This window comes from Nocardioides sp. P5_E3, assembly GCF_054049275.1.
The window spans coordinates 55,349-69,230 of the sequence record NZ_JBFUMR010000014.1 but is presented as its reverse complement, the minus strand read 5'-3'; the positions used below and the strand labels follow the sequence as shown (position 1 = coordinate 69,230).

At 71.2% G+C, this 13,882-nt stretch carries 18 protein-coding genes; 7 read left to right on the top strand and 11 right to left on the bottom strand.

The window, feature by feature from the left end:
• Positions 1-63: 63 nt before the first annotated feature.
• Both ACXJKB_RS10965 and ACXJKB_RS10960 read left to right on the top strand, forming a co-directional pair.
• A complete protein-coding gene (locus tag ACXJKB_RS10965; RefSeq protein WP_457188209.1) occupies positions 64-744 on the top strand; it encodes a response regulator transcription factor in 681 nt (226 codons plus the stop codon).
• The gene (locus ACXJKB_RS10960) at positions 737-1,843 is read left to right on the top strand and encodes a sensor histidine kinase (protein WP_457188207.1); all 1,107 of its coding nucleotides are present in this window, start codon (positions 737-739) and stop codon (positions 1,841-1,843) included. The genes ACXJKB_RS10965 and ACXJKB_RS10960 overlap by 8 nt, the downstream gene beginning before the upstream one ends.
• 126 nt (positions 1,844-1,969) lie before the next feature.
• Here the strand turns inward: ACXJKB_RS10960 and ACXJKB_RS10955 are convergent, their stop codons facing one another.
• From ACXJKB_RS10955 to truA, 3 genes are read right to left on the bottom strand one after another with little or no spacing between them, the layout of a single operon-like run.
• Positions 1,970-2,545 (bottom strand): DNA alkylation repair protein, encoded by a 576-nt coding sequence (locus ACXJKB_RS10955; RefSeq protein WP_457188205.1) that lies wholly within the window; start codon positions 2,543-2,545, stop codon positions 1,970-1,972.
• A 9-nt stretch (positions 2,546-2,554) separates the two neighbouring features.
• Complete coding sequence (locus tag ACXJKB_RS10950; protein ID WP_457188203.1) at positions 2,555-3,154, bottom strand: class I SAM-dependent methyltransferase; 600 nt, start codon at positions 3,152-3,154, stop codon at positions 2,555-2,557.
• Positions 3,147-3,983 carry a tRNA pseudouridine(38-40) synthase TruA gene (truA, locus tag ACXJKB_RS10945; protein WP_457188201.1) on the bottom strand — a complete coding sequence of 279 codons (837 nt, stop codon included), beginning with the start codon at positions 3,981-3,983 and terminating at the stop codon, positions 3,147-3,149. The genes ACXJKB_RS10950 and truA overlap by 8 nt, the downstream gene beginning before the upstream one ends.
• 125 nt (positions 3,984-4,108) lie before the next feature.
• Here truA and ACXJKB_RS10940 point away from each other — a divergent pair, with 125 nt between their 5' ends.
• The 5 genes from ACXJKB_RS10940 to ACXJKB_RS10920 are packed head-to-tail and all read left to right on the top strand — an operon-like array spanning position 4,109 to position 7,163.
• Complete coding sequence (locus ACXJKB_RS10940) at positions 4,109-4,474, top strand: ArsR/SmtB family transcription factor (RefSeq protein ID WP_300049900.1); 366 nt, start codon at positions 4,109-4,111, stop codon at positions 4,472-4,474.
• On the top strand, positions 4,471-4,992 hold the full coding sequence (locus ACXJKB_RS10935; RefSeq protein ID WP_457188199.1) for an SRPBCC family protein: 522 nt from the start codon (positions 4,471-4,473) through the stop codon (positions 4,990-4,992). The genes ACXJKB_RS10940 and ACXJKB_RS10935 overlap by 4 nt, the downstream gene beginning before the upstream one ends.
• Entirely contained in the window at positions 4,992-5,570 is a 579-nt protein-coding gene (locus tag ACXJKB_RS10930) for a TIGR03086 family metal-binding protein (RefSeq protein ID WP_457188197.1), read from the top strand. Before ACXJKB_RS10935 ends, ACXJKB_RS10930 begins: the two co-directional genes overlap by 1 nt.
• Positions 5,567-6,175 (top strand): dihydrofolate reductase family protein, encoded by a 609-nt coding sequence (locus ACXJKB_RS10925; RefSeq protein ID WP_457188195.1) that lies wholly within the window; start codon positions 5,567-5,569, stop codon positions 6,173-6,175. The genes ACXJKB_RS10930 and ACXJKB_RS10925 overlap by 4 nt, the downstream gene beginning before the upstream one ends.
• A gap of 31 nt (positions 6,176-6,206) precedes the next feature.
• Complete coding sequence (locus ACXJKB_RS10920) at positions 6,207-7,163, top strand: ketopantoate reductase family protein (protein WP_457188193.1); 957 nt, start codon at positions 6,207-6,209, stop codon at positions 7,161-7,163.
• A gap of 132 nt (positions 7,164-7,295) precedes the next feature.
• Here ACXJKB_RS10920 and rplQ read toward each other — a convergent pair whose 3' ends face one another.
• From rplQ to ACXJKB_RS10880, 8 genes are all read right to left on the bottom strand, one after another.
• The gene (rplQ, locus tag ACXJKB_RS10915; RefSeq protein WP_457188191.1) at positions 7,296-7,901 is read right to left on the bottom strand and encodes a 50S ribosomal protein L17; all 606 of its coding nucleotides are present in this window, start codon (positions 7,899-7,901) and stop codon (positions 7,296-7,298) included.
• A gap of 114 nt (positions 7,902-8,015) precedes the next feature.
• Positions 8,016-9,032, bottom strand: coding sequence for a DNA-directed RNA polymerase subunit alpha (locus tag ACXJKB_RS10910; protein ID WP_129474471.1), 1,017 nt, complete (start codon positions 9,030-9,032; stop codon positions 8,016-8,018).
• 115 nt (positions 9,033-9,147) lie between these two features.
• A complete protein-coding gene (rpsD, locus tag ACXJKB_RS10905; RefSeq protein ID WP_191194645.1) occupies positions 9,148-9,756 on the bottom strand; it encodes a 30S ribosomal protein S4 in 609 nt (202 codons plus the stop codon).
• Positions 9,757-9,782: 26 nt separating this feature from the next.
• Positions 9,783-10,178 (bottom strand): 30S ribosomal protein S11, encoded by a 396-nt coding sequence (gene rpsK / locus ACXJKB_RS10900; RefSeq protein WP_300049882.1) that lies wholly within the window; start codon positions 10,176-10,178, stop codon positions 9,783-9,785.
• Between the two features lie 64 nt (positions 10,179-10,242).
• Positions 10,243-10,617: a 30S ribosomal protein S13 gene (rpsM, locus tag ACXJKB_RS10895; RefSeq protein WP_090969288.1), complete on the bottom strand. Its 375-nt coding sequence runs from the start codon at positions 10,615-10,617 to the stop codon at positions 10,243-10,245.
• A 197-nt stretch (positions 10,618-10,814) separates the two neighbouring features.
• Positions 10,815-10,928 carry a 50S ribosomal protein L36 gene (rpmJ, locus tag ACXJKB_RS10890; protein ID WP_004008316.1) on the bottom strand — a complete coding sequence of 38 codons (114 nt, stop codon included), beginning with the start codon at positions 10,926-10,928 and terminating at the stop codon, positions 10,815-10,817.
• A gap of 32 nt (positions 10,929-10,960) precedes the next feature.
• On the bottom strand, positions 10,961-11,182 hold the full coding sequence (infA, locus tag ACXJKB_RS10885) for a translation initiation factor IF-1 (protein ID WP_011757309.1): 222 nt from the start codon (positions 11,180-11,182) through the stop codon (positions 10,961-10,963).
• Between the two features lie 202 nt (positions 11,183-11,384).
• Positions 11,385-13,841 carry a transglutaminase-like domain-containing protein gene (locus tag ACXJKB_RS10880; protein ID WP_457188187.1) on the bottom strand — a complete coding sequence of 819 codons (2,457 nt, stop codon included), beginning with the start codon at positions 13,839-13,841 and terminating at the stop codon, positions 11,385-11,387.
• Positions 13,842-13,882: the final 41 nt, after the last annotated feature.

The following is a 13,882-nucleotide window of genomic DNA, read 5'->3' as shown; positions in this document are numbered from 1 at the left end:
GTTGCCGGAGCGTATGCCGATTTCGATACGCCGACGAAACACGGCGCTCTCTACCATCGGGGCATGCGCGTGCTGATCGTCGAGGACGAGCCCCTGATGGCGGGCGCCATCCGCGACGGCCTGCGGCTCGAGGCGATCGCGGCCGACGTCGCCGGTGACGGCGACGCCGCACTCGAGCTGCTCGGGGTGAACTCCTACGACATCGCCGTCCTTGATCGCGACATCCCGGGGCCATCCGGCGACGAGGTCGCCGCGCAGATCGTCGCGTCCGGCTCGGGCCTGCCGATTCTCATGCTGACTGCCGCCGACCGGCTCGACGACAAGGCGTCCGGCTTCGAGCTCGGCGCCGACGACTACCTCACCAAGCCGTTCGAGCTGCAGGAGCTGGTCCTCCGACTGCGCGCCCTGGACCGCAGGCGCGGTCACCACCGGCCACCGGTGCGTGAGCTCGCCGGGCTGCGCGTCGATCCGTTCCGGCGCGAGGTGCACCGCAACGGGCGCTACGTCGCCCTCACCCGCAAGCAGTTCGCCGTCCTCGAGGTCCTCGTCGCAGCGGAGGGCGGGGTGGTGAGCGCCGAGGAGCTGCTGGAGCGGGCCTGGGACGAGCACGCCGACCCGTTCACCAACGCCGTACGCATCACGGTGTCCGCGCTGCGCAAGCGCCTCGGCGAGCCCTGGGTGATCGCCACCGTGCCCGGGGTGGGCTACCGCATCGACGTGTCGGACGCCGACCGTCGTGGCTAGGCCGCGCGGCCCCAGCGTCCGGCTGCGGCTGACCCTCAGCTATGCGGGCTTCGTGCTGGTCGCGGGCACTGGGCTGCTGGCCGTGGTGTGGGTCTTCCTGCTGCGCTACGTGCCCGACGAGGCCGGGTCGACCAGTGGACTCGGCGCGCCGGACGGCGCCTTCGGCAGCACGTTCATGCCGGGCCGCTCCGACCTCTGGAACGCCTTCGCACCCAAGGCCGCGCTGATGATGGGCCTGCTCCTGGTCGTCGGGCTGGCCGGCGGCTGGGTCCTCGCGGGCAGGATGCTCGCGCCGCTCGACCGCATCACCGCGGCCACCCGCGCCGCAGGCAGCGGCGCGCTCGACCACCGCATCCGGCTGCCCGGCCGCGACGACGAGTTCCGCGAGCTGGCCGACGCCTTCGACGCCATGCTCGAGCGCCTCGAGCGCCATGTCGCCGAGCAGCAGCGATTCGCGGCCAACGCCTCGCACGAGCTGCGTACGCCGCTCGCGATCACCCAGACGTTGCTCGACGTGGCCGCGAAGGACCCCGACCCGGACGTCGACCTGCTCGTCGAGCGGCTGCGCACGGTCAACACCCGGGCCATCGACCTCACCGAAGCGCTGCTGGTGTTGAGCCGGGCCGACCAGCGCAGCTTCGAGCGAGAGCCCGTCGACCTGTCGCTCCTCGCGGAGGAGGCGGCCGAGGTGCTGCTCCCGCTCGCCGAGGAGCGCGGCGTCACGATCACGACTGCGGGCGAGGCGGCCGCGACGTCGGCCTCCCGCGCGCTCCTGCTCCAGCTGACCACGAACCTGCTGCACAACGCGATCGTGCACAACGTGCCGTCCGGCGGCGGCGCGTGGGTCACCACCCTGACCACCTCGTCGGGGGTCGCCCTCGTCGTCGAGAACACCGGCGACCGCCTCGATCGGCTCCTCGTCGCGACGCTGGCCGAGCCGTTCCGACGCGGCTCCGGACGGCTGCACGACGACCACGGGGGCGTCGGCCTCGGCCTGGCGATCGTCCAGCGGATCGCCGCGGCGCACGACGGGACGCTCGCGCTCGACCCGCGCCCGGGCGGGGGGTTGGTCGCGACCTTGAACCTGCCGCGACACTGACCGTCTCGCGCAACGGGGCACCGTGGCGACGCAACATCGCGGAAGACCCGGACGTTGAGCACGTGGCGTGTCCTCCGCCCGAGGACGGGTCGTATCGGCGGCTGCCGCGATCGGTCGGCCCGCGAGCTACCTGCGTCCCGCGTGCTTGTCGTAGATCGCAACAGCCTTGCGGACGACCGCTTCCGGGTCGTCGCGCAGCTTGGCCGCGACACCGTACCCGGCGGCCACGTCGCGTGCGTCGCCGTACTTCGCAAACCACAGGGGTGCCGTGATCGCCGAGCGCCGGCGGAGCCAGTCATCGCTCGCCGCCAGGTCGTGCAGCACGTCGTAGGGTCCTCCCGCAGTGACGCTGCCGACCACCCAGGGAGCGGCACGGTCGACCATGTCCCATGTGGTGATGGCGTCATGGTGATCGAGGTAGGTCCGTCGAAGGGCGACGTCCGGCTTCCGTCGGGCGCGAAAGTCGAGGACGCAGAAGGCGGCCATCCGCGGCTCGAACGCATCCTCCGCGAAGAGCTCGCCTAGCTCACCCTCCGGCAGTCCGACAGCAGCCTTGGCGGTCTCGAACAGGTCGCGCATCCTGACACCGAAGGCCTGCTCACCGGTGGGCAGCCTCTTCGAGAGCTTGGCGAGCTCAGGGCCGGAGGCGAGGTTGCGCAGCCGGTCCACGACCCCGGCGGCGGTGCGGAGTTCCTCTGCCACGTGTTCAGCCTAGGCATTTGCTCGCGTCTCCAGCACGCGGAAGCCCTTGTGGCTGGCCAGGCGCGCCGTGGGCCAGCCCTGCTCGGTCAGCCACCGCTGCAGCGAGTCGCCACCGAGGTTCTTGCCGACGACCATGACCATCCGCCCGCCCGGCGCGAGGCGCGGCAGCCACGTCAGCAGCAGCTCGTGCAGCGCCTCCTTGCCGATGCGGATGGGCGGGTTGGACCAGATCTCGTCGAAGACCTGGTTGCCCGGCACCTGCTCGGGCAGGCAGGCGACGAAGCGCGAGTCGAGGCCGGCGGCGCGGGCGTTGTCGTTGGCCAGCAGCAGCGCGCGCTCGTTGACGTCGACGCCGGTGACGTTGGCCAGCGGCACGGCCTTGGCGATCGCCAACCCGATGACCCCGTAGCCGCAGCCGAGGTCGAGGAACTGGCCCTGCACGGGCGGCTCGAGCTCCTTGAACAGCACCGCCGTCGCGTGGTCGAGGTGTCCGCGGCTGAACACCCCCGAGCCGGTGTCGATGGTCAGCGTGCTGCCCCACAGCTCGGCGGTGAAGCTCTCCCGCTCGAAGGGCACGCCGGGGTCGGCGGAGAAGTAGTGCTCAGTCATGGATCGCCTCTCGTCTGGCTCGGGCGCGCTCGGCCTGGGCGGCGAGCTCGTCGTCGTCGGGGTAGCCGACCTCCTCCAGCGTGAGGCCGTGGGCGTGCACCACGCGCACGCCCTGGTCGCGCCGGCGGCCGGCCATCACCTCTGCCGGCCACCCGGCGGACTGCCGGCCCTCGCCGACCGCGAGGAGGCAGCCGACCAGGGCGCGCACCATGTTGTGGCAGAAGGCGTCGGCACGCACCGAGCCGACGACGAGTCCGGCGTCGTCACGCCGCCAGTCGAGGTCGAGCAGCGTGCGGACGGTGGTCGCCCCCTCCCGCTGCTTGCAGAAGGAGGCGAAGTCGCGCAGGCCGACCAGCGGCGCGGACGCCTCGTTCATCGCGTCGAGGTCGAGCGGGCGCCCCCAGGTCAGCACGTGGCCCCGCACGAGCGGGTCGGCGAGCTCCTGGGCGTCGGCGACGCGGTAGGCGTAGCGCCGCCAGACCGCGGAGAAGCGGGCGTCGAACCCCTCGGGCGCCTCGACCACGCGTCGTACGCGCAGGTCGGGCGGCAGGATCCCGTCCACGCGCCGGGCGAGGGCCTGCAGCGGCGGCTCGGTCGATCGGCCCGCGGAGGCGGCGACCACCCCGGGATCGACGTCGACGTGCGCCACCTGGCCGCGCGCGTGCACGCCGGCGTCGGTGCGGCCGGCCACGGTCACCCTCACCTCGGGCATCCGCAGCGCGGTGGCCAGCGCCGCCTCGAGCGTCCCCTGGACCGTACGACGCCCGGGCTGGGTGGCCCAGCCGGAGAACTCGGCGCCGTCGTAGGCACAGTCGATCCGCAGGCGCACGCAGCGATCCTAGGACGCAGCCGCCCGGGCCACGCCGCCGCCCGACTTTGTTCAACCAGATGGTTGACAAGTCTCGCCTCGTCGGCCTACCGTCTATTCAACCATTCAGTTGAAGAAGGTGCTCCGTGACCGACCAGCTCTCCCGAGTCTTCGCCGCACTGGCCGACCCGACCCGTCGGGACATGGTGGCCCGCCTCACCGAGGGCGACCACACGGTCAACGACCTGGCCGCGCCCTACGACGTGAGCCTGCAGGCCGTCTCCAAGCACCTCAAGGTGCTCGAGGACGCGGGCCTGGTGACGCGGACCCGGGAGGCGCAGCGACGCCCCGTGCACCTGGAAGCCGAGGTGTTCGACCTCATGACGAAGTGGATCGAGCGCTACCGCCGGCAGGCCGAGGAGCGCTTCTCGCGCCTCGACGCCGTGCTCGCGCGACTGCAGGACGACGACAACCCGAGCTCCACCCAACCGCAGGAAGGAACGGCATCATGACCACCGTGCAGACCAACGACGCCGCCACGCGCTACCCCGAGGCCGCCATCGAGGCCGACAGCGACGTGCCCGCCATCCACATCTGGCGCGACTTCGCGGCCACCCCGGCGCAGCTGTTCCGGGCGCACACCGACCCGGAGCTCTACGCGCAGTGGATCGGCCCCGACGGCGTCGGCGCCGACATCACCCACTGGGAGGCCCGCGACGGCGGCAGCTGGAGCTACACCGCGCGCGGCAGCGACGGACGCGAGGACTTCGAGACCTCCTTCCGCGGGTGCTTCCACACGGTGCGCGAGGACCGCATCGTTCAGACGTTCACCTGGGAGGGCATGCCCGACGGCGTCTCGCTGGAGACCCTGACCTTCGAGGACCTCGGCGACGGCCGCACCCGGCTCCACGCGGTGAGCCTCTGCGACTCCTTCGAGGGCCGCGACGCCTGGTTGCGCAGCGGGATGGAGGTCGGCGTCAACGACGGCTACGCCTCCATCGACCGCCTCCTCGCCGAGGGCGCGCTCTGATGGCACTCCCCGACGCCCCGGCCGGCCGCCACGCGGCGGTCGCCGGGGGCTTCGGCCGCCTGGTGGCGCAGACCCCCGACTGGTCGGCCCCGGCCCCCGTCGACGGGTGGACCGCGCGCGACGTGGTGGGCCACCTCGTCGGCTGGTTCCCCCCCTTCCTCGCCAGCGGCGGGGTCGACCTGCCCGCCGGCCCCTCGGTGGACGACGACCCGCTCGCGGCGTGGCAGCACCACTCCGACTCCGTCCAGGGGCTGCTCGAGCAGCGCGGCGACGAGAGCTTCACCCACCCCCGCGCCGGCACCCACCGGCTCGCCGACGCGGTCGACCAGTTCTACACCGCCGACGTCTTCATGCACTCGTGGGACCTCGCCCGCGCCGGCGGCCAGGACGCCGGGCTCGACGAGGACTTCGCCACCCAGCTCCTGGAGGGGATGCGCCCGATCGAGCAGATGCTGCGCGACTCCGGGCAGTACGGCCCGGCGGTCCCCGTTCCGGACGACGCGCCCGTCGTCGACCGGCTGATGGGCTTCGTCGGTCGCGATCCCGCGTGGAGCGCCCGCGACGGAGGCACGCCGTGAGCACCGTGGTGATGAACAACGTCGTCTCGCTCGACGGGTTCATCGCCGACCTGCACGACGATCCGGGCCCCCTGTTCGAGTGGTACTTCAACGGGGACCGCACCCTGGCCGCACAGGACATGGACGACCCGTCGCCCGGAGGGCTCCGGGTGTCGCAGACGTCGTACGACTACGTCCGACCCGTGTGGGACTCCATCGGCTGCATGGTGATCGGCCGTCACCTGTTCGACATCACCAACGGGTGGGAGGGGCGTCCCCCGACGGGCGACCACGTGGTCGTGGTGTCGCACCGACCCAGGCCGGAGGGCTGGCACCCGGAGGCGTCGTACCACTTCGTCGACGACGTGACCGCAGCGATCGCCACCGCACGGGAGCTGGCCGGCGACCGGACGGTGTCCGTCGCGGCGGGCGACGTGGGCGGACAGGCCCTCGCCCTCGGTCTCGTCGACGAGGTGGCCATGGACGTCGTGCCGGTGGTCTTCGGCACCGGCAAGCGCTACTTCGGCTCCGTCGAGACCCAGCACCTGCTCGACGACCCGGACGTCGTCGTCCAGGGCGACCGCGTGCTGCACCTGCGCTTCACGGTGCGCGGCCCTCGCGCCTGACAGGGACCGCCTTCCTCGTAGGGTCGACGACATGAAGTACGTCGTGTACGGCGCCGGGGCCGTCGGTGGAGTCATCGGCGGCCACCTCCACCTCGCCGGGCTGCCGGTCACCCTCGTCGCGCGCGGTGCCCACCTCGAGGCGATCCGGTCCGGAGGGCTGGTGCTCGACGCCGGTGACGGCCGGCACCGCATCGAGGCCCCCGCCACCGACACGGCAGCGGAGGTCGACTGGACCGACGACACCGTCGTGCTGCTGGCGGTGAAGTCGCACCAGGCAGCCGTCGCGCTCGCCGACCTCCGCGCCCATGCCCCCGCCGACGTACGCGTCGTCTGCGCCACCAACGGGATCGCGACCGAGTCCGCCGCGCTGCGGCTGTTCGAGCGGACGTACGCCGTCTGCGTCATGCTCCCGGCGACCCACCTCGAGCCCGGCGTGGTGGTGGCGGGATGCCACCCGACGCCGGCCATCCTCGACATCGGCCGCTTCCCCGGCGGCACCGACGAGACCACCGCGGCCGTGGCCGCCGACCTCCGCGCCGCGGGGATCGAGTCGGAGGAGCGCGACGACGTCATGGCGATGAAGCGGCGCAAGCTCGTGATGAACCTCGGCAACGGCGTCGACGCGTCCTTCGCCCAGGGCGACGCGGCCGACGAGCTCGCCGAGCGGGCGCAGGCCGAGGGCGAACGGGTGCTGGCCGCGGCCGGCCTCACCGTCGTCCCCGCCGAGGAGGACCGCGAGCGGCGCGGCTCGATCCTGCAGCGCCGCCCCGACCTCGAGCGTCGCGGCGGCTCCACCTGGCAGAGCCTCACCCGCGGCACCGGCGACTCCGAGATCGACTACCTCGCCGGCGAGGTCGTGCTCCAGGGCCGCCTGCACGGCGTCCCCACGCCCGTCAACGACGCCGTGGTCGCCGCGACCCGCCACCTCGCCGCCACCGGCGGCGCTGCCCGCAGCCTCGACGCCACCGAGGTCCTCGCCCGGGTCTGAGCCTCGGGCGGCGAGTGAGACAGCTTCTCGGTCGGTGGAACCTGCACCACTCACCGTTCCCCGCCAGCGGTGCCCGGACGCACGAAGGCCCGCCACCCCAGGGGATGGCGGGCCTGCGTTGCGGACCTGGGATCAGGCCTTGGAGTCGTCCGACTCCTCGGCAGCCTCGGCGGCAGCCTGGTGCTCCTCGGCAGCAGCCTCGTGCGCCTCGGCGGCGGCCTCGTGCTCCTCGGCGGCAGCCTCGTGCTCGGCGGCAGCAGCCTCGTGCTCCTCGGCAGCGGTCTCGGCCGTGGTGTCCTCGACCGGCTCGTCGGACGCGGTCGCGGGCGCCGGAGCGGCAGCGGCCTGGGTCTTCTTGGTCGAGGGAGCCTTCGGGCTGTAGGCCTCGGTCACCAGCTCGATGACCGCCATGGGGGCGTTGTCGCCCTTGCGGGGGCCGATCTTGGTGATGCGGGTGTAGCCACCGGGACGCTCCGCGAAGGTCGGCGCGATCTCGGTGAACAGCGTGTGGACGACCGACTTGTCGCGGACGGTCTTGAGGACCTCACGACGGTTGTGCAGGTCGCCGCGCTTGGCCTTGGTGATCAGCTTCTCCGCGACCGGGCGCAGCAGGCGCGCACGGGTCTCGGTGGTGGTGATCCGGCCGTGCTCGAACAGGGCGGTGGCCAGGTTCGAGAGCATCAGGCGCTGGTGGGCGGGGCTACCGCCGAGGCGGGGACCCTTCTTGGGCTTGGGCATGTGGTGCCTTCCTTCTCTCGGGCCGTGTCAGGTACCCGGGTAGACGACCGGCTCAGACGTTCGACTGAGCCCGGTCGGTTTGGTGGTACGACCCTCGTGGCGAGGGTCGGGAGATCAGAGCTGCTCGTCCTCGATGAACGCGTCGTCGTCGTCGTCGCCGTAGGCGGCGAGGGCGGCGTGCGGGTCGAAGCCGGGCGCGCTGTCCTTGAGCGAGAGGCCCATCTCGACGAGCTTGGCCTTCACCTCGTCGATGGACTTGGCACCGAAGTTGCGGATGTCGAGCAGGTCCTGCTCCGAGCGTGAGATGAGCTCGCCCACGGTGTGGATGCCCTCGCGCTTGAGGCAGTTGTAGCTGCGGACCGTAAGCTGCAGGTCCTCGACCGGCAGGGCCAGGTCGGCGGCGAGCTGCTCGTCGACGGGCGACGGGCCGATGTCGATGCCCTCGGCCTCGACGTTGAGCTCACGGGCCAGGCCGAAGAGCTCGACGAGGGTCTTGCCGGCCGAGGCGATCGCGTCGCGGGGACGGATCGACTGCTTGGTCTCGACGTCGATGACGAGCTTGTCGAAGTCGGTGCGCTGCTCGACACGGGTGGCCTCGACCTTGTAGGTCACCTTCATGACCGGGCTGTAGATCGAGTCGACCGGCATGCGGCCGATCTCGTTGTCGGCGCCCTTGTTCTGCACGGACGAGACGTAGCCGCGGCCACGCTCGACGACGAGCTCCATCTCCAGCTTGCCCTTGTCGGACAGCGTGGCGATCTTGAGCTCGGGGTTGTGCACCTCGACGCCGGCGGGCGGGGTGATGTCGGCGGCGGTGACGTCACCGGCACCGGACTTCCGCAGGTACATCACGACGGGCTCGTCGTGCTCGGAGGAGACGACGATGCCCTTGAGGTTGAGGATGATCTCGGTCATGTCCTCGGTGACGCCCTCGATCGTCGAGAACTCGTGGAGGACGGAGTCGACCTTGATGCTGGTGACCGAGGCACCCGGGATGGAGCTGAGGAGCGTACGGCGCAGCGAGTTGCCGAGCGTGTAGCCGAAGCCGGGCTCGAGGGGCTCGATGACGAACCGCGAGCGGAACTCGTCGACGGTCTCTTCCGTGAGGGTGGGGCGCTGAGCGATGAGCACGGAGTTTTTCCTTTCCGGATCCACCCGCTATTTGACGGATCCGAACATGGTGAGGAGTGGCGTGGAAGAGGGGGATCGGTGGCCGCCCGCAGCACGGGCGACCACCGACTGGAGATCACTTCTTGGAGTAGTACTCCACGATGAGCTGCTCCTGGACCGGGACGTCGATCTGCGCCCGGACCGGGACCTGGTGGACGAGGACGCGCATCCGCGACGGGATGACCTCCATCCACGCGGGGGTGACGCGCTCGCCGTGGGTCTCGCGAGCCACGATCAGCGGGGTCAGCTCGAGCGACTTCTCGCGCACGTCGATGATGTCGTGGTCGGTGACCTGGAAGGACGGGATGTCGACCTTCTTGCCGTTGACCAGGAAGTGGCCGTGCGTGACGAGCTGGCGGGCCTGGCGGCGCGTCCGGGCGAAGCCGGCGCGGTAGACCACGTTGTCGAGGCGGCACTCGAGGAGCTGCAGGAGGTTGTCGCCGGTCTTGCCCTGGCGACGGCTGGCCTCCTTGTAGTAGCGGACGAACTGCTTCTCCATCACGCCGTAGGTGAAGCGAGCCTTCTGCTTCTCGCGGAGCTGCAGCAGGTACTCGGACTCCTTGATGCGACCGCGGCCGTGCTGGCCGGGGGCATAGGGACGCTTCTCGAAGGCAGCGTCGCCGCCGACGAGGTCGACACCGAGACGGCGCGACTTGCGGGTCATGGGACCGGTGTAGCGGGCCATGTCAGTCTCTCTTTCTCAGTCTCGGGTCAGACGCGGCGGCGCTTGGGAGGCCGGCATCCGTTGTGGGGGGTGGGCGTGACGTCCTGGATCTGGCCGACCTCGAGGCCGAGGGCCCCGAGCGAACGGATCGCGGTCTCGCGGCCCGAACCCGGACCCTTGACGAAGACGTCGATCTTCTTCATGCCGTGGTCCATGGCGCGACGGCCAGCGGCCTCGGCGGCCATCTGCGCGGCGAAGGGGGTCGACTTGCGCGAGCCCTTGAAGCCGACGGTGCCGGCGGAGGCCCACGAGATCACGGCGCCGGTCGGGTCGGTGATGGTGACGATGGTGTTGTTGAACGTGCTCTTGATGTGGGCTTCGCCCTGAGCGATGTTCTTCTTCTCCTTGCGGCGGACCTTGGTCGCGCGGCTCTTGGGAGGCATGCATTAACTCCTGGTGAGGTCTGGTCTGGAAGCTTCGGGGACGAGGATCAGCGCAGGGCGCCGATCACTTCGCCTTCTTCTTGCCGGCGACGGTGCGCTTCGGGCCCTTGCGGGTGCGCGCGTTGGTCTTGGTGCGCTGACCGCGGACCGGAAGGCCCATGCGGTGGCGGCGACCCTGGTAGCTGCCGATCTCGATCTTGCGGCGGATGTCCGCCTGGACCTCACGTCGGAGGTCACCCTCGATCTTGAAGTTGGCTTCGATCTCGTCGCGAAGCTTGACCAGCTCCTCGTCACCGAGCGTGTGGACCCGAGCGTTCGGGTCGACACCGGTGGCAGCCAGGAGCTGCTGGGAGCGGGTACGGCCGATGCCGTAGATGTAGGTGAGAGCGACCTCGATGCGCTTGTCGCGCGGGAGGTCAACACCAACGAGGCGTGCCATGTGGCGGTTCCTTGTCTGTCTCGCATCGGTTTCGGTTCGTGTCGCGTCCCAACCCGCCTCGGGTGGGCTCCGGCCGGTGCTCCGGAGGTGATTTCGGACAGGGGCTGCCTGGCCTAGCGATCACGTTGTGTGGTGTTTCAGTTGTGTCGTGCTGGTCCTGCAGATCGTGCTCGGCCGGCGGAGCCGGGCGAGGACGATCAGCCTTGCCGCTGCTTGTGGCGCGGGTTCTCGCAGATGACCATGACCCGGCCGTGACGGCGGATGACCTTGCACTTGTCACAGATGGGCTTGACGCTCGGGTTGACCTTCATGTCAACGAATCCTTGCTACTCGGCTGGCAATGTCACTTGTAGCGATAGACGATCCGACCCCGGGTGAGGTCGTACGGCGAGAGCTCCACCACGACCCGGTCCTCGGGGAGGATCCGGATGTAGTGCTGTCGCATCTTGCCGCTGATGTGCGCGAGTACCTTGTGCCCGTTGGACAGCTCCACGCGGAACATCGCATTGGGAAGGGCCTCCACGACGGTGCCCTCGATCTCGATCACGCCTTCTTTCTTCGGCATGTCCTCCACAATCTGTTGTCTCGTTGTCTACCGTGGCCCGGGAACCGCCCGGCACCTGCAAGCAGGGGGCCGGTGGACCTCGTGAGGCGGTCCGGGGAGCCTCTTCCCGGCACGCGCGCAAACGTCTGGGACGATCACACGAGTTTCCCGGGCAGCCGCGAGGCGCCACGAAACACAGCCCACGTTGGGCCGACGCACCAGTTTAGTCAGGCGTACGTCGAGAACGCCAATCAGCGAGCCCGCGCAGCCGTCGCGCCCCCGCCGGGACACGCCCGGGCGCGGGGGTCGGCTCCGCGTCGTCGGTGGCGGGCTGCCGATCGGCGTCGCGCGCCGACCGGGACGTCGTGCGCCGCAGCGAGCGGAGGCTGGTCGCGGCCCGGAAGCGCTGCCAGCGGCCGACCTCCTGCGACATCGCCCGCCGCTCGGCGTCGACCGAGTCCCAGTAGGTCGCGGCCGCGGCCACCTCGGGCGTGCTCGGGCCGAAGACGAAGCTGTCGGCACGGCGGGCCAGCGTGCCGGCCTCGCCGGACACGATGCCGGCCGACTGCTCGCGCCGGGTGACCGTCGGCCCGAGCGGCACCGGCTGGCCGAGGTCGCGCGCGTGGTCGACGAGCTCGCGCCAGGCGCCCACGAAACGGGCGGAGGCCGAGGCCGCGCTGCGGCGGCGGTGCCGACGCCATGCCTTGAGGCCGACCACGGCGGCCAGCAGCAGGGCGGCGGCGAGCAGCGGGAGACCGATGTAGGTCACCACCGTGCCGACCCACGACGGAAGGCCCGGGATGATGCCGTCCTCGTCCTCCTCGGCCTTCTTCTTGCGGGTGGCCTTGCGTTCCTTGAGGTCGGCGTCGCTCTGCTCCCCCGCGTCGGACGGCGGCGGGATCGGGTTGGGCGGCGGGATGACCGTCCCGGACATCGGGGTGTTGGTCTCGGGCACCTGGTCGGCCGGAGGCGTGTCCGACATGAAGGCCTCGGTCGGCAGCGTCTTCCACGACCCGTCGGCGGCGCGGAGCTCCACCCACGCCGACACGTCCTTGCCGGTGACCCGACCGCCCTCCGGGACGACCGCGCCGAGCACGACGCGGGCGGGCACACCGATGTCGTTGGCGATCAGCGCCATGGTCGCGGCGTACTGCTCGTCGTTGCCCACGATCTGCGGCGCGTTGACGAACTCGTCGGACAGCCGCCACGCGCTGTGGCCGGCGACGTAGATGCGCTCGGTGCGGCCGATGCCGTCGGAGTACTTGCCCTCCGAGCGCAGGTGCTCGGCGGCTGCCAGCACACGGTCCATCGGGTCGGTGCTGGCGTCCTCGGTCCACTTCTCGGTCGGGCCCTGGATGAACGCCGCACCTGCCGGCAGGGGCGTCAGGTCGGCCGACCCGACGGTCTCCTCGCTGAGCTCGTCGTCGGGCTGGACGGCCGTGAACGAGTAGCTGTCGCCGCGCTGCATCCCTGTGGGGACGACAGCGGTGGAGGTGGCGAGGTTGTAGCGGAACACCTCGGCCTTGGCGCGTGCGTCACCGGTCTGGAAGTCCATGGACCGGAGGGCGCCGACTGTGGGCAGCCACACCCCGCTCCAACCCTCGCCGAGGGTGACGGTCGCGTCGACCTCCTTGCCCTCGACCGGGTTGTCGATGGTGGACGACACGCGCTGGAAGGAGTCGTCGGCCGGGCCGGGCAGCGCGTCGTCGGTGGCGCCCCAGACCATCCCGTCGTAGCGGTCCATGGCGGCGAAGCGCACCCGGGAGCCGGCGGGCACCCCGTCGATGTCGAGCAGCGTCTTGTCGTAGACGTTGGCCGGGTTGGGCTCGCCCTTGAGGTCGACGTACTTGCGGAAGCCGGCGAGCGGCGAGGGGTAGCGGCCGATGTCGAAGGGCGGCTCGACCCAGTTGCGGGCCACCGCGCGCTCCGAGTCGTCGCTGACGAAGAGGGCGCTGGCGGGATGGGCGAGCAGCGCCGCGAGACCGAGCATGACCACGGCGCCCACACCGCGGACGTACGACGTGGTGCCGCCGTGCACGGCGGCACTGGCCCGGCGGGCCCGGATCGCCAGCCAGGCCAGGGCGAGCACGGTGAAGGCCGCGCCCTGCACGACCAGCGACTCGGGGTGGCGGACCCCCAGCAGGATCGCTCCGGAGAGGACAGCTGTCATCCCGGCCACGGGCAGCAGGGCGGCCAGCCACGCGCGGCGGACCGGGAGGTGGGCCAGCGTGCTGCCGACGAGCCCCGCGACCATCCCTGACAGCCACGGCAGCACCAGCAGCGGCCCGTCACCGTCGACGGGGGGCAGCGTGGTCAGCAGGTCCTTCCAGCCGAAGACCGCCTGGTCCGCGACCCGGGCGAGGGTGCCGGAGCCGGGCAGCGTGTAGGTGTCGCCCAGCGAGCGCAGGCAGAGCGGTCCGCCGAGCAGGAAGAAGAGGACGAGGCAGATGACGACCGCGGAGATCACGGGCCAGCCGGCGGCGCGGGTCAGGTGGGTCACCAGGATCGCGATCACCGTGCCGAGCAGGCCGACCACGAGGTAGGCCGACCCGGTGAACGACGAGCCGAACGCCGTCAGCGCCACCCCTGCCAGCGCGAGGGTGAAGCCCATGTCGACCCACGAGTGGCGGTCGGGCAGCAGCGCGTGCGGGCGTACGCGGGTGCGGGTGCCGGTCGCCATGCCCGAAGGTCCTCGGTCGGTTTCGGGGTCCCCGCGGCGTT

Bases quoted from the DNA above. Each gene is read 5' to 3' on its own strand.
- ACXJKB_RS10965 (WP_457188209.1), top strand. From the start codon at position 64: ATGCGCGTGCTGATCGTCGAGGACGAGCCCCTGATGGCGGGCGCCATC.
- ACXJKB_RS10950 (WP_457188203.1), bottom strand. From the start codon at position 3,154: ATGACTGAGCACTACTTCTCCGCCGACCCCGGCGTGCCCTTCGAGCGG.
- ACXJKB_RS10930 (WP_457188197.1), top strand. From the start codon at position 4,992: ATGGCACTCCCCGACGCCCCGGCCGGCCGCCACGCGGCGGTCGCCGGG.
- ACXJKB_RS10920 (WP_457188193.1), top strand. From the start codon at position 6,207: ATGAAGTACGTCGTGTACGGCGCCGGGGCCGTCGGTGGAGTCATCGGC.
- rpsK (WP_300049882.1), bottom strand. From the start codon at position 10,178: ATGCCTCCCAAGAGCCGCGCGACCAAGGTCCGCCGCAAGGAGAAGAAG.
- ACXJKB_RS10935 (WP_457188199.1), top strand. From the start codon at position 4,471: ATGACCACCGTGCAGACCAACGACGCCGCCACGCGCTACCCCGAGGCC.
- rpsD (WP_191194645.1), bottom strand. From the start codon at position 9,756: ATGGCCCGCTACACCGGTCCCATGACCCGCAAGTCGCGCCGTCTCGGT.
- rpsM (WP_090969288.1), bottom strand. From the start codon at position 10,617: ATGGCACGCCTCGTTGGTGTTGACCTCCCGCGCGACAAGCGCATCGAG.
- rplQ (WP_457188191.1), bottom strand. From the start codon at position 7,901: ATGCCCAAGCCCAAGAAGGGTCCCCGCCTCGGCGGTAGCCCCGCCCAC.
- rpmJ (WP_004008316.1), bottom strand. From the start codon at position 10,928: ATGAAGGTCAACCCGAGCGTCAAGCCCATCTGTGACAAGTGCAAGGTC.
- ACXJKB_RS10880 (WP_457188187.1), bottom strand. From the start codon at position 13,841: ATGGCGACCGGCACCCGCACCCGCGTACGCCCGCACGCGCTGCTGCCC.
- infA (WP_011757309.1), bottom strand. From the start codon at position 11,182: ATGCCGAAGAAAGAAGGCGTGATCGAGATCGAGGGCACCGTCGTGGAG.